15 protein-coding genes are annotated in these 21,899 nt (G+C 49.8%); 2 read left to right on the top strand and 13 right to left on the bottom strand.

All coding sequences use genetic code 11. The features are described 5' to 3' along the window. Positions 1-14: 14 nt before the first annotated feature. The 8 genes from gspG to ACT53G_RS09335 form a co-directional block, all read right to left on the bottom strand. On the bottom strand, positions 15-470 hold the full coding sequence (gene gspG / locus ACT53G_RS09370; RefSeq protein WP_476169246.1) for a type II secretion system major pseudopilin GspG: 456 nt from the start codon (positions 468-470) through the stop codon (positions 15-17). A 13-nt stretch (positions 471-483) separates the two neighbouring features. Beyond that, entirely contained in the window at positions 484-1,893 is a 1,410-nt protein-coding gene (locus ACT53G_RS09365) for a TolC family outer membrane protein (protein ID WP_476169245.1), read from the bottom strand. Between the two features lie 2 nt (positions 1,894-1,895). Then, complete coding sequence (locus ACT53G_RS09360) at positions 1,896-3,245, bottom strand: HlyD family type I secretion periplasmic adaptor subunit (protein ID WP_476169244.1); 1,350 nt, start codon at positions 3,243-3,245, stop codon at positions 1,896-1,898. A 2-nt stretch (positions 3,246-3,247) separates the two neighbouring features. Continuing rightward, positions 3,248-4,984 carry a type I secretion system permease/ATPase gene (locus ACT53G_RS09355; protein WP_476169243.1) on the bottom strand — a complete coding sequence of 579 codons (1,737 nt, stop codon included), beginning with the start codon at positions 4,982-4,984 and terminating at the stop codon, positions 3,248-3,250. Then, the gene (locus ACT53G_RS09350) at positions 4,981-6,696 is read right to left on the bottom strand and encodes a type I secretion system permease/ATPase (protein WP_476169242.1); all 1,716 of its coding nucleotides are present in this window, start codon (positions 6,694-6,696) and stop codon (positions 4,981-4,983) included. Before ACT53G_RS09350 ends, ACT53G_RS09355 begins: the two co-directional genes overlap by 4 nt. A gap of 66 nt (positions 6,697-6,762) precedes the next feature. Continuing rightward, positions 6,763-8,925 (bottom strand): calcium-binding protein, encoded by a 2,163-nt coding sequence (locus ACT53G_RS09345; RefSeq protein ID WP_476169241.1) that lies wholly within the window; start codon positions 8,923-8,925, stop codon positions 6,763-6,765. A gap of 79 nt (positions 8,926-9,004) precedes the next feature. After that, on the bottom strand, positions 9,005-9,994 hold the full coding sequence (locus ACT53G_RS09340; RefSeq protein WP_476169240.1) for a hypothetical protein: 990 nt from the start codon (positions 9,992-9,994) through the stop codon (positions 9,005-9,007). A gap of 235 nt (positions 9,995-10,229) precedes the next feature. After that, positions 10,230-13,820 (bottom strand): TonB-dependent receptor, encoded by a 3,591-nt coding sequence (locus ACT53G_RS09335; protein ID WP_476169239.1) that lies wholly within the window; start codon positions 13,818-13,820, stop codon positions 10,230-10,232. A gap of 223 nt (positions 13,821-14,043) precedes the next feature. On the opposite strand from ACT53G_RS09335, the gene ACT53G_RS09330 reads away from it, so the two are divergent. Beyond that, positions 14,044-14,310 (top strand): AbrB/MazE/SpoVT family DNA-binding domain-containing protein, encoded by a 267-nt coding sequence (locus ACT53G_RS09330; RefSeq protein WP_476169238.1) that lies wholly within the window; start codon positions 14,044-14,046, stop codon positions 14,308-14,310. Beyond that, the gene (locus tag ACT53G_RS09325) at positions 14,310-14,681 is read left to right on the top strand and encodes a type II toxin-antitoxin system PemK/MazF family toxin (protein WP_476169237.1); all 372 of its coding nucleotides are present in this window, start codon (positions 14,310-14,312) and stop codon (positions 14,679-14,681) included. The genes ACT53G_RS09330 and ACT53G_RS09325 overlap by 1 nt, the downstream gene beginning before the upstream one ends. A gap of 90 nt (positions 14,682-14,771) precedes the next feature. Here ACT53G_RS09325 and ACT53G_RS09320 read toward each other — a convergent pair whose 3' ends face one another. From ACT53G_RS09320 to ACT53G_RS09300, 5 genes are all read right to left on the bottom strand, one after another. Further along, on the bottom strand, positions 14,772-18,335 hold the full coding sequence (locus ACT53G_RS09320) for a TonB-dependent receptor (RefSeq protein ID WP_476169236.1): 3,564 nt from the start codon (positions 18,333-18,335) through the stop codon (positions 14,772-14,774). Positions 18,336-18,413: 78 nt separating this feature from the next. Then, the gene (locus tag ACT53G_RS09315; protein WP_476169235.1) at positions 18,414-19,418 is read right to left on the bottom strand and encodes a FecR family protein; all 1,005 of its coding nucleotides are present in this window, start codon (positions 19,416-19,418) and stop codon (positions 18,414-18,416) included. A gap of 2 nt (positions 19,419-19,420) precedes the next feature. Continuing rightward, positions 19,421-19,942, bottom strand: coding sequence for an RNA polymerase sigma factor (locus tag ACT53G_RS09310; RefSeq protein WP_476169234.1), 522 nt, complete (start codon positions 19,940-19,942; stop codon positions 19,421-19,423). Positions 19,943-20,020: 78 nt separating this feature from the next. Further along, complete coding sequence (locus ACT53G_RS09305) at positions 20,021-21,070, bottom strand: FecR family protein (protein ID WP_476169233.1); 1,050 nt, start codon at positions 21,068-21,070, stop codon at positions 20,021-20,023. A gap of 25 nt (positions 21,071-21,095) precedes the next feature. Then, on the bottom strand, positions 21,096-21,599 hold the full coding sequence (locus tag ACT53G_RS09300; protein WP_476169232.1) for an RNA polymerase sigma factor: 504 nt from the start codon (positions 21,597-21,599) through the stop codon (positions 21,096-21,098). Positions 21,600-21,899: the final 300 nt, after the last annotated feature.

Raw genomic sequence — 21,899 nt, 5'->3', positions numbered from 1 at the left:
GCTAGATGGCTGCTTTACCAGTTACCCACATCGCTATCGGCGTCCTGGCCACCCGCCGCGCCATCGCTGCCCAAGGTCCAGACATCGTAATCGCCATGCTCGCCGGGCGCGCGGTATAGGTAAGGCCGCCCCCACGGATCGGCGGGCACGCCTTTAGCCAGATAAGGCCCCTGCCATTTGGTCTCGCCACTGGGTGCCTGATTCAGCGCCGCCAGCCCTTGCTCAGTGCTGGGGTAATGGCCGGTATCCAGCCGGTAGGTGTCCAAGGCACGTGCCAAGGCCTCAATCTGCGCTTTGGCGGTTTTGGTTTCAGACTTGCCGATCTGCGCAAAGTACTTGGGGCCGACATAGCCAGCCAGCAGACCGATAATCACCATCACCACCAGCAGTTCCAGCAAGGTAAACCCCCACTGTGTGTATGGTGCAGGCTTGGCCCTTGACTGGATTGCAGATTGATTTTTTTTGGACATGATTTACCCCCGACTACTTGGTCATAAACAATTGGCTCACGCGATTAAGCGTGTCCAGTGACAACAAACCACTGCTGAACTGCAAGTTCACCCAGTCACTAATCAGGCTGTAATAGGCCTTGGTCAGTGCCAGCTGGTTGTTAAACAGCTTTTGCTGGGCTTCCAGCACCTCGTGGTTGGTTTTAAATCCGGCCAAAAATCCTTTTTGCGTGCCATCCAGGGCCACCCTGGCCGACTGTACCGCCTGCTGGTAGGCAGTGACGGATTGTTGTTGTGCGTGCAGGCTCTGGTAGTACTTGCGCACATTGAACTCTACCTCGCGTAACTTGGCGGTCATGGTTTCTTCACTGGCGGTCAGGCGGCTGGCACTCTGGCGCACATTGGCACTCACATACCCGCCCGCGAACAGCGGCACATTCATTTGCAAGGCCAGCGTGGTCGTGTCAAAACGCGAGCCCAAGGTGTTATTGCTGTCGTTCTGGCTGTAAGAGCGCACACCGACCAAATCCAGGGTCGGATAATGCCCGGCCTGTTTTTTCTCGACATCCTTCTTGGCAACCTCAATATTCTGGTAGGCCGCCGCCAGCTCAGGGTGGTGTTGCCGTGCCAGCGCCAGCCAGGTTTCCAGCGGATGCTCGGCCGGGCTTAGCTGATTCAAGCCATCGACCAGCAGCTCGGCAGACAAGACATGGGTGCTGCCTGTCAGAATCTGCAGGCTTTGCTGACTGGCCTGCAAGTCATTATTGGCTTGCAAGTGCTCCACTTTAGCCACATCCAGGTTGGACTGCGCCTCACTCACCTCGACCACGGTGCCACTGCCGCGCGTATAGCGCTGTTCCGCCTGTTGCAATTGCTGGCCGACCGCCTCCAGCTTGCGTGCCTGCACCGTTACGCGGTCTTGCGCGTACAGCGTCTCCAGATAAACCGACACCAGCTTGAGGATCAGCTTTGCGGTTTCCTGCTCCAGCAATGACTCCTGCGCACTCACATAAGATTTGGCGCCGCCATACATGGCGAGCGTCTCTTTGTTGTACAGCGGTTGCCTGACCGAGAGGCTGTAATTTTCGAGCGAATAATCGAGCTCACTATTGACGGCCCCCAGCGTGGTTTGCGTCGTGCGATCCGTATTGCCGCGTCCCTTGAGCAAGCCCAGTTGTACCTTGGGGTAAAACATTGCGCGCGCCTTGGTCAACTCTTCACGTTCGGCCTCGGTATTGGCCAGCGCAGCTCGGTAGTCTGCATTATGGGTCGCCGCCAGTTGATACAGGCTATTAAGGTCGGCCTCGGCGATGACTATCCCAGTCAGCAGCAAGCCAGCTAGCAGAAACAGACACTGGTGCATGCTCATGATGAGCAACCGGCTTAAAGCCTTGAGATGCACAGACTCACGAGTAACAGCAACAAATACGGATACAACAGACAAGGTTATTCTTCCTTCATGGAGGCGGCTAACCGCTTGCTCAGCGGATGCATCAGGTAATTCCACAGCGTGCGTTCCCCGGTCTTGATCACGACCTGTACTGGCATGCCCGGCTGTAACTGGCGGCCTTGCAAGGCTTGCACGCCTTTGTCCGTCAGCTTGACGCGGGCCAGGTAATAACTCTGGCTGCCTTCAGGCGTAGCGGCCGGTTTGCTCAGCAGGTCTTTGGAAACCGATTTAAGCTGGCCCTCTGCCAGCAGTTGCGGGCTGTTGGCAAAGGTCGAAAAGCGGATATCGGCCGCCTGGCCAACATGGATTTTGTCGATCAGGTGCGGGGGAATCTGTGCGTCCACAATCAGCGCTTCGCCCGAGGGCACAATATCCATGAGTTTTTGCCCGGGCTGAATCACGGCACCCACGGTGTGTACCTGCAAGCCCACCACCTGGCCTGAGGCTGGCGCACGGATTTCAGTCCGCCCCAGTTCTTCGCGCAGTGCGCGGACTTTTTCGGCATCGGCCTCGACTTGCAATTTGACTTGCGCCATTTCTGCATCAATGTCTTTTTTCTCCAGCTGTTTGCGCTGATAAATTTGCTGTTGCAGCTCGAGAATGGCCCGCTGCGCGCGTAACAGATTGGCCTGTGTGTTGGCCCGGTCGCCATACAGGGCCGCCACACGTTGCTCCAGGTCATTTTGCTGGTTGCGTGGCGCATAGCCCTCGGCCGCCAGCGCGCGCACGCCTTGCAGTTGTTCTTCGAGCAGGCGCAGTTGCGACTCATGGCTGGTCAACACGCCGCGATAGCCTTCTATCAATGCCTGATAGCCGGCAATGGCCTCTTGCTTGGCCGCAATATCCGCCGCCAGCGCTGACACTTTGGCCAGCAGCAACTGGCTCTGGTTACGCATCTGCTGCTGAATCAGCGGGTCGGTCTGCTGGCTGATCAAATCCGGGTGAAAGTCAATCAGCGTGCGTTGGGTCTGCTCGGCACGCAAGCGGTCTTCCTGCGCACGCAACCCGGCATAACGGTGACGCACCTCTTCATACCGCGCCTTGCTGGCCTGCGCATCCAGCTTGAACAGCACCTCGCCGGCGTGTACTTCCTTACCTTCGTGCACCAACAACTCACTCACCATGCCGCCCGACAAATGCTGCACCACCTTGTGATTACTTTCCACGCTGATCACACCTTCGGTCGGCACGCCCTCATCCAGTGGCGCCAGGGCAGCCCACAGCACAAACCCGGCCAGGCCCGCCAGCAAAATCAGGGCGCCTTTGCGTGCAGGCCTTGCGTTATGCGCATAGTCTTCAATGGCATGGACATTGTCAGGGACAGGGCTGGTCGACATCAGCGACATGTTTACTCCGTAGTAGCCAGAGGACTGGCGGCTTGTAACTGGTTTAAATAGACGATGCCGGCATCACGCGGCCCGTGGTGCAATATTTCGCCGCGCTTGAGCACCAGCAGGTCGTCAGTGATCTTGAGGATGCCGGAACGGTGAGAAATGACGACGATGGTCGTGTTGAGGGTTTTCAGCGCCTGCAATAGCTGCAGCAGCCTGGCTTCGCCAAACTCGTCCAGGCTGGCATTGGGCTCATCCAGCACCAGCAAGGCGGGCTCTTTGTAAATGGCGCGGGCCAGACCGAGCAGCTGTCGCTGGCCTCCTGACAAGGGCAAGCCTTGCGCATCCAGCCGAGTATCGTAGCCTTGTGGCAAGCGCAAAATGGCCTCGTGCAAACCGACACGCTGGCAAGCCTGCAAGATATGCGGCGTCTCAAGTGGCCCAAAACGTGCCACATTCTCGGCAATGGTGCCTTCGAGCAAAGACACTTGCTGCGGCAGATAACCAACGCTGGTGAGTGACTGCCGCACATTGGCAGGCGTCAGCAAGGTCTGGTTCACTTCATAGCGCCCGCGCTCGGCAAATACCGCCCCAACCAGCAATCGGGCCAAGGTACTTTTGCCTGCCCCGGAAGGCCCCATCACGCATAGCAGGCGGCCCGGCAGAATGCTGACATCCACCGCCTGCAGCAACGGGCGGGGCCCATGACTGACCCCGACCTGCGTCAACTGCAAGGTATAGGGCCGCAACAGGGGCGCAGCGGCGACGGTTTCCATTGTTTGCACCTCAGCCCCCGCCTTCACCGGCACACCCGCCATCATTTGCTGAAGCTCACCGGCGGCCGTCTTGGCTTGCAACCACTGGCGCCAGCTTTGCACCATGACATCAAACGGTTGCAGGGCACGCGCAATCAGCACATTGGAGGCCACCATGGAACCGACACTGATCTCGCCTTCAATGGTCAACCACGCAGCGACAGCCAGCATGAGCGATTGCAGGCAATAACGCACCCATTTGTTGAGAAACTGGCTGCGATCACTCTGGCGTTGCCAGTGGTCTTCGGTTTCGGCTTGCTGTGCCAGCAACTGTTGCCAGTGCTGGCGCAAGGTCTGCATCATGCCCAGCACATGGCTGGTTTGTGCGTGCTGAATTTTCTGTTGCAAAAAATGCTCGGTGCGCTGGCGGGCGGCGTGGGTTTCCTGACCAGGCTGCGCCAAGACATGCTGATGCCACCAGGCCACCAGACACTGCACCAGGCAGAATGCAATTGCGGTCATTCCCAGCAGCGGATGCAGGGCAAACAGGACAGCGATGTAAATCAGGCTCCAGGGAATATCCAGCAAGGCAAACAAGCCCTGCCCAGTAAGCCACTGCCTGACTGCCGTCAATTGCTGCAAGGCCTGTTGCGGCACACTGGACGCGGGGCGACCAGGATCAAAGGTGGCAGCAAACACCTGTTTGCCAAAGCGCAAGTCAAACTGCACCCCGGTCTTCACCGCATACAGACTGCGCAACCAGTCAGCCCCCGCCATGAACACAAGCAAGCCGGCCGTCAGCAGCGTCATCGCCACCAGCGTCAGCGTATTACGGCTGAGCATAACCCGGTCATACAGTTGCAGCATGTACAGCGTGGGCACCAGCATCAGTACATTGGTTAAAAAACTCAGCCAGAACATCTGTAAAAATGCGCCCTGAAAAGGCTGCATAAATGCCCACATCGGCGACTGCCGCCATCCGCCCGCTAAAGCCATCATAAACTCGCCACCTTGCCAGACTCCGGCTGAAAACTGGCCAGCACCTCGGCCGGTTTGCCAAAGCGGATCATCTGGCCCTGGCACATCACCAGCATGCAGTCGGCGATGCTTAAAATGTGTTGCAAATGGCTGATGATGACAAAGGTAGTGCCCTGTTGCTTCATGCGTGCAATCGCCTGCTGTAACAATCGCTCACTGGTGGTGTCGAGGTTGGCATTGGGCTCATCGAGCACCACAAAACGCGGCTTGCCATAAAAGGCGCGGGCCAGGCCAATCAACTGCCGTTCGCCGCCAGACAGGTGCATGCCAGATGCGCCAATCACGGTATTCAGCCCCTCTGGTAACTGCTGCACCCACTCGCCGAGGCCCAGCAGATCAAGTACCTCGGCCAGCGCGGCAGGGTCAGGCGTTTGAAAACGGCAAATATTATCTACGAGGCGGCCATCAAACACATCGACCTCTTGCGCCAGATATCCCAGCGAAGGGCCGAGCTGGTTTTTATCCCAACGGTAAATATCCACCCCATCCAGGCGTACCCGGCCGGTGGTGGGGGCCAGTAAGCCGACCAGCAATTTGGCCAGCGTGGTTTTGCCTGACGCCGAGGCGCCAGCGACAATCAGCACCTGCCCCGGCGCAAGCTTGAACTGCACCTGGCGGATAAACGCTTCGGCAGCTGCTTTGCCTGCTTGCGGCATGGCATACCCCAGCTGGTCTACGCTCAACTCACCCACTGGCGGCGGCAAGACCATGCCGGGCGCAGTGGCTGGCGCCCCCGCCAGCAAACTGTCTATGCGTTGATACGCGGTCCAGGCTTGCTCATAGGTTTTCCAATGACCCACACATTGCACCAGCGGTGCGAGCACGCGGGCAGCCAGAATCGAGGCCACAATCATCATGGCGCCGCCGTTGTACAAATCACCTGCAATAAACAGGTAACAGGCCAGGCCCAGAATCAAGCTGGTTTGCAGGGTTTGTAGCCAGCGGGCAGCGGCAGCGCTTTTGCCCGCCAGCGCCGAGGCTTGCGCCTGCTGCCACAAAAAGCCGTGCTGGTGTTGCAGCCATCGCTGTTGCATGGGCACGAGCATGGCCATGGCATGCATGGCATCGCCATGACGGCTGATGCTGGCAAAATAACGGTGCGACTCGATTGCATGCTGGTTGGCCTGCGCCATCAGCGGGGCGACGCGAGACTGGTTATGCCAGGTCAAAATCAATTGGATGGTGAGCCCGGCCAGGGTAAGCAAGCCCAGTGCCGGATGAATCCAGAACACGGCCGCTAAAAAAATCAGGCAGAATGGGGCATCAATCAGGCTCAAACAGGCAGAAGAATGTAACGCTTGCTTGAGGGTAGAGAAATCAGAAAATACCTGGCTGGCAGGGAATTCAGGCATGGACAACCTGCTCGCAAATACGCGTTCAAATACGCGTTGTTGCAACAGGGATTCAAATCTTTTGGCCGCTGACTGCAACAAGTTGCGGCGCTGCCACTCGAGCGCTTCCATCACCAGATAGGCAAAGGCCGCCATCACGGTGAGCATAAGCAAGGTCGAAACATTGCGGCTATTAATGACGCGGTCGTACACCTCCAGCATATACCAGGAGGGCACCAGAATCAGCAAATTGGTCACCCCCCCAAACAACCATACCCGGCGCCACAACGGCCACAGGGCGGGCAATGCTTGCTTGATGGTTTCAGCTTGCGACAACTTCATCACGACTAATGACTTTGATAGAGCGTATCGGCAGGCAGGTTTCCCTGCCCGCCTATCCGCCGCTACTTAAACGACAACAAAGTCCGACACAGACACTGTGCTGACACCGGTCAACACTGCAATGTCTACCTTGGCACCGCTACCATTACCATCTGCGTCATAGCTGAGGGTTTTAGTGGTGGTGTTGTAAATCAGGTAATCATTGGCGTCTTGCGCAGTGCCGGTGCTGTTCACACGCAACATGCTGCTGTTAAACCCTGCCAACTGGCTGTACTGATCCAGGTGCAACTCGATTTTGTCGGTGCCACGGGTGAAATCAGTGATGGTGTCTACCCCGGTCAGGTTAAACGCCGTGTTGGTATAGGTTTGCACGCTGGTAGATGAACCAGTCACGACTTGCTCGTAGACTTTGCCGAACACAAACGTATCTGCGCCGGCACCACCAGTCAGCGTATCGTTACCGCCATTGCCAACAAACACATCATCCTGTGTCGTTCCAATAAAGGTTTGCTGGTTAGCATTGCCTTCAAAGCGCAAGCCGTTAGCAGTCACCCCAGAGGCATCGACCACCACGTTGTTGATAGTGCCGCCATTGTTCCCCAAGGTGTTGGAGAGATCAGCCACCGAACCGTTGGCTTTGAAGTAGTAGTGATCATTGAGCAACTGCAAGGCAGTATTTTCAACATTCAAACGGCCAACCGTGCCACCGACTTGTACTACTTCCATGGACTGGAAGTTGTCATCATTCAGCACCACCGTGCCATTGGCTTTGGTGTTGGCGCCGATACCGGTCGTAATACGCAGCGTATCCACGCCTTCACCACCCACGATGACATCATGCTTGTCGCCAGTCGCAATCCACTCTTTGTTACCGTCATCTGCTTTAGAAGTCGTGCCTTGCACACCACTACCAAAACCGCCGATCACAAAAATGTCATCGCCCTCGCCACCATCTAGGTAATCCGCACCGCCATGGCCAATCAGCAAGTCATTGCCGCCGTTGCCATAAACTGTGTCATCACCCAAACGCATGGTCGCGTAGTCAACACCGTCACTACCCTGAACGATTTCATGCGCACCTGCAGACTCGTTGCCGCCATCAATACGGGTATAGCTACCAGCCTCGCCTTCTGAAGCATCGTAGATAATATCCACGTTGTGGAACAACTCAGCCACAGAGTAATCATCAAACTCCAATGCAGCGGCTTCATAAGTTACTGGCGTTGCACCAACAATCGTAGAAGCTGGCTCAAATGTCGTTTCTTCAAACTCCATTTCGAGCGTGACAGACTCGGTTGGACCACCGGCAACACCGTAGATGTGGGTGCCAGGGTTTAATTCGCCCAAGCTCAGAGACTCACCATTAGCTTCCAACTGCTCAGCCTCTAAGGTGATATTTACACCACTATTCAACTCAATACGCTCAATACCCGTAAAAGAGATGCCTTCAAACTCACCTGATTGAGTAAACTCAATCGTATCCACAGCATTGTAGCCAGCGATTGTTGTGGCAAAGGTGCTAATTGCTGATGAGCCGGGGCGAGTAACGATGTTCAACCGAACATCAGTTTCTGTTTGTTCAGACAACTCTTCATCATCCAAAACAACTAACTGTCCAGTTTGTGTATCAAGAGCAGCGCGCTCTTCCCCTTCATCCTCGCTGACCTCTTGAACATCGACGTAACGTGCGGCTTCACCTTCGTTATCAAGACCCGATACGTCACCACTAATAAAAGTATTCTGAATATCATCAGAACCAATTACGAATGTATCATTGCCATGCTCTCCTCCAAGAAAATCGTCAGAGGTTGCAATAAACACATTACCATCTACAGTTTCATCTCCAAAGGTTGACTCTCCTCCATTGATAACATCTTGCCCATCACCGCCAGTGAGAATATCGTCACCAGCACCTCCAAAAATTACATCATTTCCAGCGCCTCCAGAAATGGCGTCATTTCCGTCACCTCCATAAATAGAATCGTCACCAGCACCTCCAAAAGCGATATTGGTACCAGAGCCCAAATCAATAATATCGTTTCCATCTCCTCCAAGAATAATGTCATTACCGTTTCCACCGATCAGGACATCATCTCCCCCGCCACCTAAAATGATATCCGCACCATCGCCACCATCAATAAAATTGGCAAGGTTATTACCAATAATCAAGTCAGAGACTGAAGTGCCTGTGTAATCAGTTTCAGTTGCATTAAATACTTTCACTGCCATTTTAATACTCCTTTTTAAGTAGCTTCAGGCAAGGCATTAAAACCTCGCCTGAGGATACAAGTTCTATAAATTACTGAAGTTAGAAAGGAACTACTGGCGCAGGAGCTGCTGTTCCGCCAGGTGGCACAAAACCAGGCACACTTGCCTCGATGAAATTAGCGTTCTCCTGAGCTGTTTGGCGGATACGAATCGCATCATTAACGGCTACCGGTGCAGCTGTTGTGCAAGCTGCTTGAACATAAGTATTTGGAGAGTTTGGGTTTGTAAATCCGTCATCATCTGCAAATACACCATCTATAGTAAAATCAACCCAATTGCTATTTACAGCAGCTGTTTGCTCAGCAGCAGTTGCAGATGCGGTTGCTGTAGAGGCGATTGGGGAATTCACACCATTAATCGAGGCTGTTGATGCACCGGAACCTGATGTTGGTAAGCTCAGATAACCCGTACCTGGCAACTGCTTATTGGCCAAAGTGTCATATTTAAGTGCGCGGTGTTGCACCGCTGTAAATGTCCGACCTATGCGATAGGCAGGTGATGTTGTGCTTGTTGCAGGATAATATCCAGCTAAAACATCTCCTGATGCACTAAACCCCCCTCGCGCGATATCGTTAGCCTCAAAGTACTGAGTCCCTGAAACTCCAGGCTGGAAATCAACATTCAGAGGAACGAATTTTGCACCGTAAATGCAGGATGTACCTGCTGCATTTCTCCATACACGGTCTTGAATTGTTCCAACATTAATATTAGTTCCACCTGTATAGGTGTTATTAATCACAACTGATCTATTAGCAGATGCGACTAATGTAAAACCGGAGACTGGGGATGTCGCATCATTGGCAGGAAAAACTGCACACTCATTATCACTTGTTGTCGTTGCAGTTGCCGTTCCAGCTGAACCATAATTGTTTTTTGGAACAGTTGAGGTTTGGCCCAAAGCAAAACACTCTTTGTAAGCAGTTCCACTAAATCCTGCAGCTGGTATTGTCACCAAACCTGTTGCAAAGACTGGTGTCGCGTTTAACACTAATACACCTGCTACTGCCATGGCCAAAATCGCTTTTTTCATGTTCTACTCCTTGTAAAAAGGTACAATAAGCAGGCATTTGTGGCTGCCCGCTTCACCAATTCACCACAACTTAATTAGTGCCTCGTAAGTTCTAAACAGGTTGTAGTTGAATTCTGTTGTTAAAGTGGCAGATCACAAATGCGCCACTCCCAATACTGAACTTTTTCTTTTACAGTGGCTAAATTAACCATTTTCTATGCTTCCGCCACTGGGATTTTTTCCTGAAGCTCAAAAATCAATCCGGCACAAAATGCCAATTCAAGCTGAACCAGATGCCTCTTGGCGCTCCAGGCGCTATAAAGTTAGTGCTTAGCCAATCACTTGAATTATGGTTGTATCCACTCACGCCTATATTTCCGTTGATACTTGGTGAAAAGGGATTGATGCCTAGCCTGCCCGCACTAAAGTATTCTTTATCAAACAAGTTGCTGACGATCATCGTAGCCGTCCACTCTTTTGCTAATTTGTAACTCGTTTGAAAATTAAACGTCGCATAGCCAGGGATTTTTCCAGGATTATTTGTAGGTTGCCTTTGCACTTGAATAAAACCGCCACCAGGTACGACAACATTTCTGGTACTGGCAATTCCTTTTTGATGGTCGTTGTTTTCATTGCCACGCAAGAAGCTATCAGAGTGAGCAACCGCAGTTAAACCAACATTCCACTTATCCGTAATGTCATAGGTGAGATTTGCATTAAGGTTGTGCAAAGAAACGCCAGGCATCTTGTCTCCTGGGTCAACTCGAATGATGCCGTTACCATAGCCATCTAGCTGAAAGGCGCTACTGTTGTCCACACTAAACATCAGGAATCTGTCCTGAAAAGTCGCGTCAGTCATTGAGTAGTTCAAGCTTAATTTAGCTTTACCGACCGCACCTGATAAACCCGCCTCCAAGCCACGTCGACGAGTGTTGCCGATGCTGTCAAAAAATCCTTGACCATTCCCGACTGAAACAAAATAAATATCGTTTTTGAGGTCGGTTTGATAGGCGCCCAAGTTCCATTGCCATTCGCCCCAGAAATTGCCACGCATGCCAATATCGTAGGTAGTCGCACGGATTTGCGGAAGAAATGGATCTCCAGAGAGGGTAGTAGGCAGGCTGCACTGCCTATTTTCTGCAAGGCTTTTCGGCATAATTAGCCCACCAGTCTTTACGGGCGTTTTGTCAAAGGCACAACCAAGCTCAATAACACTTGGCGTTCTGGTGCCTTGAGCAAAATTTGAATAAAAGTTGAGAGTTGGTAAGGCCTGCCAAGACACGCCCAAGGATGGATTAAATGAGTAATAACTTAACTTTTCAGTTTCAGCTGGATCTAATTGACTTGAGAGGTCAGGCTTACGATAGCCCTGTACATAGTTTTGGCAATCAGCGTCACTGGTACAAGTATCCCAAGTTCTTGGCAAATTAAGCACTTCATCATAGCGGAACGAACCCTCACCATACCGTGTTGCCATGGTATTTTTAACTCTAGTCTGGTTGTATCTGCCTGCGGTACTGATATGCAATGTTTCTATTGGACTCCAGGTTTCACTAAAATAAATACTTTTAGTGGTATTGGTCCCATTAAAATCATTATTACTAATCGCTTGGTCAGCAGCGGTAAACATGGGATGAATTTGATCCGGCGCCAGATAAGCATTCCTGTTTGCATCCAATAACCCTAATTGTTGAGAGTTTGTATAACTGGCTTTGGCAGCATCAATAGAAGCCCCCACCATAAATTTATGGTGTTCAAGATTCCAGTTAAGCTGAATCGACCCACCATCAGTGGTCTGTTCAATTCGGTTATCAGTGAATACTGCCGTCGGGGTATAACGTTTTTCACCGGTATTCGGATCAATTTCATAAATCACACCGCCACTTCCATCATAAGCGCCATCCAAAGTGACATAGTTTCCATTTGGACCTTTGTACATATATGGCCTTAGCGCAGATGGATTTGAACCATCATTACCATTGGCAAGCTGTGCAGCCTGGCATGATGTGTTGTTAATGGGAGAAAGGAAGATTACATAATTTTTGGTGAGTGTGTTCGTTGTCACACCATTCAACGTGGTCTGAACAGTTTTGTAGAAGAAGTTATTTGTCGCGTTAAAAACATCCAACTGACCATCGCCTAAATTAGGTATAAATGTTGGGTCAGTAGCCGTTAACAGGTAGCTTGCTTCTCCAAAGGTTTCTGGTGATGGATCACCTGCTTGCGGTGTTGGTTTAGTTCGTTGCTGAAGATATAGCTTTCCACCAGCAGTGCCTAATTGAAAGTATGACTCCCTTAACGCTGCAGCAAATTGCGATGGCAATTCCGAATTAAAGGTAAGGTTAGATGGAGCGTTTTGGGGGAAATTAGGATCACTTGGGTCAATCAGCCCACTATTCACAAATGAATCACTAAAAAAACCTCCATCTACAAAATTTGGATCAGCATTGGTGACGTCAATACTTAAAACGTAATAATCCAGCAGACCCGTGCCAGAACTGCTTTTATGTAGACACGTATATTGCGTTCCAGCCAATGGTATCTTGCGCGCATAGCCGAACTCAAGTTGTTCCAGAGTCCGATCAGCCATGTAAACATCGGCCCCTTTTTGGTGTCGATCACTATTTCTGCGATAAACCTGCCCTGTGATTGTAAAATTATCACTCACAAAATAACTGCTACTCAGTTGAAACTGTCCAAGCTTGTTCTTTGTTCTATCTGGAGCTGTAAAAGTCCCCTTCCGATCTTGATCGTACATTTCACTGGGATAAAGCCCATTCCCGACTAAATTGGTTTGAACTAATAAACTACTTAAATTCAGATCAAGCTTATCGCCTCTGTAACTTGCTTTACTAAAAAGCTGATTCACCTTGCTAGGAGAGTTCTGACGCCAGCCATCCTCCAAAAAAAAGTTTCCGGCAGCAAAAAGACCTACTGTACCGTTATTCCAACCACCTTCTACTTGTAATTGCTTACGTCCAAAAGAGCCTGTCAACACCTCGGCATCAGCACCTGCATTATTGAAGCCATCCTTCGTTTTCAAGGAAAAAGCTCCACCCAGAGTATTTAAACCAAAGATAGGGTTAGATCCTGGGAATACGTCTACGCTTGCCAAAGCATTCATGGGGATCATGTCCCAGTTCACAATATCGCCAAACGGTTCATTGACCCGAATACCATCAATAAACACACTTAAGCCCTGCGGTGTGCCAATCTGCGGACCTGCGGTAAAACCACGGTATTGCACATCCATCTGGAACGGGTTGCCTTGATAATCATTGACCGTCACTGATTGCAGCTTGCGGTTCATGAGATCAGTCAAGCTCAAGGAATGGGCTTCTTTGATTTCTTTGGCAGAAATGCTTTGTACGTTACCTGGGATTTCCTCTTTGGTGAGACCTAAACCAGGTAAGGGGCCTACTTCATAAAAGCGTTTGGCGCGGACCTCTACTTTATCGAGCTGAACATCTTTCTTTGCGTCTTTTGTGGTTTTTTGAATAAAGATGTTATTACCTTCTACCTTAGGGACAAGACCGCTTTCATTCAACATCCTTCGCAGGGCTTCCGCGCTCGTCATACGGCCACGTACCTCTGGCGCAGTTTTTCCAGAGACGATGTCGTTCGGGAATGAGATATTCATCCCGGTGGCTTTGCTCAGGTCGTGCAAAGAGTTCGCCAAAGGCTGTTTTGGAATATCCACATTCACTGGCACGCTAAAAGTCTCCTCTTGCTGTGTTGGCAATTGGGTGTTCAGTGCTTCTGCCCAAGTGGGCTGTGTTGCCATCACGCTCAATGCAGTGAGCGCTGTGTGTAATCCTCTTTTGTGTATTTTTGTATGTTTAATCACAGATTCTTCTCCTGTCCTATTGACTCATCTGTGAGCGCGGCAAAACCCTGACGTTGTTAACTTAACTTTACACAATGAGTGTATGATGTTGATTTGGGTGGTTTTGTCTTATGACCAATAGCGTCAGTTAAGCTGCCTGAAAAAAACCAGACTCACGTAAAACAATGTTTGACACGCCGCATCCGGCTTGAGACAATGTAATACACCCGTTATACATAAAGGCATGATGATGGAAACAATCGTTAAAAGGTTTGGGAACAGTCTTGGCGTCTCACTGCCAGCTTCATTGCGTGAAGGGCGCAATATAGACGTAGGGACTCGCGTTGAAATTGTTGAAAGTGACGCTGATTTAGTGATCACAGTAAGAGGAAACAAGAAAAAGGTGCCATCTCTTAAGGAGATGCTTGCGCAATGTGATCTGAGCGCGGAGCGTGATCCTGATTTAATCGCATTTGAGTCATCGCCACCCGTAGGCAAGGAAGCGTTTTGATGCAAAAACTAAAAAAATCACTCTCTGCTGGCGACGTGATTTATACGGATATTAATCCTACTGTTGGTCGTGAAATGAAAAGCTCAGAAAAGTCAGGTGAACGTCCAGTGTTAGTCATTACCCCGTCTATATTTAATAATGCTGGTTTGACATGGGTGGTCCCTATTACGCAAGGGGGCAATCTTGCAAGAGATCAGGGCTTTGCTGTCTCGCTGACAGGCACTGGATCGCAAATACAAGGTGTCATTATCACTAACCAAATTCGCTCAATTGATGTTAGCGCACGCGGGTATAGATATGCAGAAACCTTGCCCGAATACATTACCTATGAAGTCATAGAGCGGATTAAGAATATTTTGGATAACAACTAGTCGGGAAGAAAGTTAGGGGCAGATACCGTCTTGAAGTACAAACTAAAAAAGATGCGCCAAAATTATAAACTCAGATCAAGTAAACTTCTTTTAATCAGGCACAAAATGCCAATTCAAGCTAAACCAAATGCCACGAGGGGCACCTGGAGCGATGAAGTTGGTACTTTGCCAATCATTAGAGTTATGGTTGTAACCATCGGGACCGATTGCCCCCAAAATACTAGGGGAGAATGGGTTTCGCCCTAGCCTGCCAGCACTGAAATATTCTTTGTCAAAAATATTGTTTATGAGCAGGCTTGCCGTCCACTGTTTGCTGATTTTGTAAGACGTTTGAAAATTAAATACAGTGTAACCAGGTACTTTTCCAGGATTACCTGTAGGTTGTCGAGGTACAGTAACTCGCGTTGAAACATTTGTGACTGGATCAATCACATCATAACTTCTAAAAGTAGTTACCCCAGGCTGATGCTCATTATTTTCATTGCCTCTTAGAAAACTCTCTGAGTGCATAACTGCGCTAAAACCTACTTGCCATTGAGGCGTTAAATCAAAGCTCAAATTAGCATTGAAATTATGCAAGGGCACACCGGGCATACGATTACCCGGCCTGACGGTAATTGATCTTGCACCGTCTCCTGTGCCAAATACGTCATTACTCACAGAGCTACTATTATCTGCACTAGCCATTTGGAAGGTATCTTGGAAAGTTGCATCTGTTAAAGCATAATTTAACTTGAATCTTGCCCTGCCATACTCCCCAGACAATCCAGCCTCAAGGCCCTGACGACGAGTTTTACCTATACTGTCAAACAAGCTTTGGTTTTGTGGCAAAGTAATTAGATAAATATCGTCTTTTAGATCCGTACGATAGGTACTTAAATTCCACTCAATACGATCAGCACCAAGTACGTTTTGAAAGAAACCTCTTGCACCAACCTCGTAAGTGGTCGCTTTAATTTGTGGCAAATGGGGATCTCCCGAGAGAGTACTTGGCAAGTTGCAACTGCGATTTTCTACAATACTTTTAAAAGCCGTCCCTCCCCTACCATCATCAATCAAAGTTTTATCGATAGCACAACCAAGCTCAATCACACTTGGGGTTCGGGTACCTTGAGACCAATTGCTGTAAATATTTAAGTTATCTTTAGCTTGCCAAGTTGCACCAAAGGCAGGATTCAATGAGCGATATGTGAATTTTTCAGTTTCAGGAGGATTCAGCAGGTTTGCTAAATCTGGAGTTCTTAATCCGGTGCTAGGGCAAATTCCGTCAATGCAAATATTAAACAGATCGGCGAGAGCGATGATTTCTGAAAGGGCTCTTTGGCGGTCACCAGCAGCGGTAGTAGCAATAGTATTTTTAACAGTCGTTTCGTTGTATCTAAGCGCACCAGTTACATGAAGAGTATCTACTGGACTCCATGTTTCACTGGCATAAATACTTTTTGTAGTTGAAGTTCCTTCAAAATTATTATTTCGGATGTCCTGTCTTGCAGCAACAAATTGCTCTAACAATAATTCGGGCGCCAAAAATGCGTTACGGTTGCTATCAAACATACCAAGACGACCACTACTGCTGTAATCTGCTTTAGCGTCATCTATCGAGGTGCCAATCATCAATTTGTGCTTTTCAAAATTCCAGTTCAACTGTAAAGAGGCGCCATTAACAATTTGACCTATTTCCGTATTTGTTATTTGAGCAGTTGGAATTCCTTCTACAACACCTGATGTACCATTCGCAGCTCCATCAATTCTTACTGGCGGATTACCTGCAAAAGCAAAATTAGTGTTATTTCCATATTTGGTTTGTGTAGCAGCACAATTGGTACCATTTATTGGTCCCATAAATAAAATATAGTTGTCCGTAATAGGATTGCCGTTTGAGTCCAAGGTTGTGTAGTAATTAAAGTTAGCTATTCCTCCAATGTCCACTTCTGTTGGTAAAGTGTTGTAATTCATTGCATTTGTTGGAAAGGTATTTTGAGCAAAACTATAGGGGGAAGTCCCATCTGGCAAAGGGTCAGGTGTGGGCGGCACAGGGATGCTGTTGTACTGGCCCGAATAAGCTGTAGCTGCTGTAGGATTTTTGGAGTACTGAAGATAGTATTGCGCGTACTTTAAAAAGTTTTGATCAGTAATTTCCGCATTAAATGAATTTGCACCAAAGAAAGAAGTTGGTTGATTTACATTTCCTTGAATAAACTGATCGAATAGAGGATCTGTACCTGAAAAAAGCGATCCGTGAGGGATTGAGTAAACATAATAATTTGGCAGCCCATACTCAGCAGCACGACCTGTACTATTGTATAAGCAGGAATATTGCTCACCATCCTCTAAAGTATTTCCAATTTTGCTTCTAACCACAGAATTAACATCATTTCCATCATATTGCGTGTATGCATCTGCAGCTCTCTGCTTACGATTACTATGGCGCCTATATACCTGACCAGTAATTGTAAAAACATCACTCACAAAATAACTTCCAGACAACTGGTACTGATCAAGTGTATTCTTTGTAGTATCCGGACTTGTAAAAACGCCATTTCTGTTGCGCTCATACTCGTCACTTGGAATCAGACCATTTCCTACCAAGTCTGTTTTTACAAACAAGGCACTCAAATTTAAATCGAGTTTATCTCCCCGATACGTACCTTTTGTAAAAAGCTGATTCACTTTACTCGGGGAATTATTGCGCCACCCATCCTCCAAAAAAACATTCGCAGCAGCAAATATACCGACTGTGCCATTATTCCAGCCCCCCTCAGCTTGAAGTTGCTTACGCCCAAAAGAACCATTCAGTATTTCTATATCACCGCCTGCATGATTAAAACCATCCTTTGTTTTCACAGTGAATGCGCCACCTAACGTATTCAAGCCAAAAATTGGGTTAGATCCTGGAAAAACATCCACACTGGCCAAGGCATTCATGGGAATCATGTCCCAGTTCACCACATCACCAAATGGTTCATTAACGCGGATGCCATCAAAAAACACACTCAGACCCTGAGGTGTACCGATCTGTGGCCCTGCTGTAAAGCCACGATACTGCACGTCCATCTGAAATGGGTTGCCTTGGTAGTCATTGACTGTGACCGATTGCAACTTACGATTCATTAAATCAGTTAGGCTTAACGAGTGAGCTTCTTTAATCTCTTTAGCCGAAATGCTTTGAACGTTGCCAGGGATTTCCTCTTTAGTTAATCCTAGGCCTGGCAACGGGCCCACTTCATAAAAGCGCTTGGCTCTTACTTCTACAGCATCTAGTTTGAGCGACTGAGTACTTTTTTCCGGCTCGGGTTTGATGACGGCGGAATCACCACTGATGTTGAGTTGCAATCCGCTACCTTGAAGTACCTTTTTTAAAGCCTCTTGTGGGGATAAAAAACCTTTCACGGCTGGAGCGGTTTTGTTTTTAGTGAGTTCGCTATCGAACGAGATGCTTAAACCGGTTTGATTGGCTAATTGCCGAATGGATTGATTTAAGGGCTGCGCAGGCAAATTGATTTGCACCGGGAAGCCACCTGTTTCACTGACGGTAGGCACATTGGTATTGAGTTCGGCTGCCTGCACCTGGTGCAAAACTGCCTCGCTAATGCTGAGTGCGGATAACACCGCCCATACCAGCAGGTGGTGTTGATGTGTGATCCTCTGTGCCATTGCCTATCCCTGATTTGGTCTTGTTGCTGCACTGACGCTTTAGGTGGGCAAAATTGTGATGTCGATTTTTGAAAATTATTATTTTTTTACAGGTCTGCTTTTGATCAGGGTGACGTTGGGGGTCGCCACAATACGCACAGGGGCCAATTCAGGCATTTGCTGAATAAAGGTTTCAATGGCATTGGCCTTGAGCATGGAGGAGATATGCACGTGTTGCGGGGCTGGTTGCTCAGCCACTAAGGGCAGCTTGCGATATCTGGAAAGGGTCTCGGCGATTTCGTCCAGATCGGCCTCTTCAAAAATCACCATGCCTTTTTCAAAAGCAAAGGCGTCTGCAGCCTGGTGGCTTGAACGGGTGGGGGTTGCAGCTTCACGTTTCACTTCAGCCACTTCGCCATCGTGCAGGATGATTGTGCCTGCCTGACTGGCGGGCTCAGTAGGCTGCGCTTCAACCTTGACGGTGCCATGATCGACGCTGACACGCACCAACTTATTCAGCCGGTTGATTGCAAAACGCGTGCCGAGTACGGTGACTTTGGCCTGGCCGCTATCAATAATAAATGGACGCTGCGCATCGCGCGTCACCTCGAAAATGGCTTCACCGCGCTTGAGGGTTACGAGACGGCGGTCACGGTAATAGGTGACCTCAATATCGGTGCCGGTGTTCATGGTCATCACGGTGCCGTCTGCAAGGCGTTGTGATTTCACCTGGCCGATGTCTGCCTGCGCCACCATTTGCATCACGGGCTGGGCGCGCCAGGTTTGGAAACCCAACGCCCCACCCACGCCAATGGCAATTGCTGCAATTGCGACAGCGATGCCATTCTTGATTTTTTTGGCGCGGGCTGATTGTTGAAAAAAAGCATCCTGATCGGCGATATCTGCCAACTTAACAAGGTCTTGTGGAGAATCAAACGAGGCCCAGACATTTGACACATCTGCATAGGCTTGCTGATGGGCGGCGCTGGCCATCAACCACTGTTCAAATTTGGATCTGATCGGATCGTCGATATCGGCATCCTTGATGCGGATAAACCAGCCAATCGCAACCTCGCGCAGTTTATCGGTATGGTTACGCGACATGATTAGCGAACCAGGTCTTGCAGTCTGGCCAAATCGAGCATGGCACGGGTGATATGCCGCGACACCATGTTGACGCTGATGGATAGCTGGTCGGCAATCTCTTTAAGCGAGCGTTGATCTATGCGATATAACCAGAATGCCTCGCGGCATTTGGGCGGCAGCCGGTTGATGACGCGTTGCAAGGCTTCCAGCCTTTGTTTGATGGAGGTCAGCTCTTCCGGGGACGGTGCCACTCTGCTGGGGTCTTCCAGAAAAGCCGTCAGGTCAACATCTTCGCTCGAGATTGGGATCAGCCGTTGATTGAACTTGCGGTCTTCGTGGGCCAGATTTTGTGCAATCACCCGCAGATAAGCATGGGGTTTTTCCAGCTGAATGGTAGAGGGTGAAATCGCAAACTTTAACAAGGCATCATGCAGAATGTCATAGGCTTTATGACGGCAACGGATGTCGTGATAGATGGCAGGCAACAGCTCACAATATGCCCACCTTAAGTTGATGCCATGCCATTCAATTGAAGCGTTCATCGATGATGGTTCCCAATGCTTTTTTCACACGCAAGCACATACCGCTCTTTTCGCTCCCTACCCTTGCACCGCCAGTAACTACCGGCTATTCAGTAAAGTATATTGCGGCGTTTCTTGCAGTTTGACCGGAGCGATATTGGGCAGGCCATGCAGGAAATGGTCGATATCCTGGATATTGATATCCGCAGAAATATTGCGCACCTGCTTGCCCTGTGCTTGCACGGGTTTAACGCGGTAGCGCGAAACGGTGTAGGCGATTTCGTCGATATCGGCGCGGTCAAATACCAGGCGGCCTTTCATGAAGGCAAAGGCGTCCGACGCCGGGCGATTGACCAGTGCCATGGCGTGATTGGGGTAGACCTCGAGCACCTGGCCGTTGGTGATCTCCCTGGCGATGGCGGGCTGGCCTTCAGCGGTTGAGGTGACTTGTTCAGCTTTGTTTTCAAGATTTGGTTCGACCTTGACCCGGCCGTGATCCACGCTGATACGAACCAATTGTTGTAGACGGTTGACGGCAAAGCGTGTGCCTAACACAGTGACTTTGGCCGTATCAGTTTCGACAATAAAGGGGCGCGCTGGGTCTTTGGTCACTTCAAAAATGGCTTCGCCTTCTTTAAGCAGCACATGACGCTCGTGGCGGTAGTAAGTGACTTGCATGTCGCTCTTGGCACTGAGGGTGACTTTGCTGCCATCATCCAGCGTTTTTGTGACGATCTGCCCTACCGGGTTTTGCGCGGCCATTTGCATGACGGGCTGGGCCTGCCAAACCTGGTATTGCTGATGAGAGAAATAACCCATGATACTGATCATGCCTATCATGAGCAGTTGGCCGAGCCGGCGCTGCCGGGTTTTGCGTTTGGCCTCATTGGCTAAAAACATTCGCTGCTCGGCGGCATCGGCCAAGCTAGAGAGGCTCTCGGCTGAATCCAGCTGCCGCATGGCACGGGCAATGCTGTCGTATTCCGCCGCATGGCGCGGATCATCCGCCAACCACGCCTCAAACGCTTGTTGCTCGCTACCACGTGCGTTTTGCTCGTGTTCGCGTAAGCGCAAATACCAGCGCGCCGCCATCTCGCTCAAGGTGAGCGATTTGGGATTGAGTGGCTTGGACTGGGCGGGTTTTGACATGGCAGCAGTTGAGGTCAATAAGCCTTTAATGGTTCAGGCTTTGCTGAAAAGCACGGATATCCAGCATGGCGCGAATCAGGTGTTTTTCTACCATGCTGGAACTGATATCCAGATGCAAGGCGATTTCGCGTTGCTTCATTTCATCGACGTGATAGAGCCAGAATACCTGGCGGCATTTTTCTGGCAATAAATCCACAATACGTTGCAAGTGATGCAGTTTTTGCCGAGTTTCATACAGCTGCTCTGGCGTGCAGTCGAGGATCAGGGCGGTTTCGTCCATCTGCTCCTCATCGACAAAACGGGTGCGGTATCTGAACTCATCGACCAGCAGATGATTCACGATGCCGTTTAAATAGGCCTGTGGCGACTCTTCACGGGCCGGATGGCTGGAGACGGCAAAAAACACCAGCGCATCATGCAAAATATCTTTGGCCCGCTGCACACAGGCTGTTCGCCGACCAATGCGACGCAACACATCCGTGTAAGCCCATTTTAAATCGATCCCGCACCATGCCAGTGTCTCGCTCATATCCTGCCACCCTACTTTTAGATTTATATTCATAGAGTGCAAAACGCATGCCACATGACACAACCACATATAAGAGACTGATTCTCAATTATAAAAAAAATGAATAGGGAAAATTTCCTGACATAAAACAGGTTTAAAACAACCACATTTAATAAAAAATGGCTGATAAAAACCAATTTGGTTATGAAACATCCAGCGACCGCTCCGCTGGATCGCGAGGCCTGCAACGCTAACACTTGTTTATCCGTCATGAATAGGCATCGAATCATGCTGGCGTCACAGCGGGAAGCGCCAAACCGC

It is taken from the genome of Methylophilus sp. DMC18 (assembly GCF_056314005.1).
The sequence above is the reverse complement of the archived record's forward strand: the minus strand, read 5'-3'. Positions and strand labels throughout refer to the sequence as shown.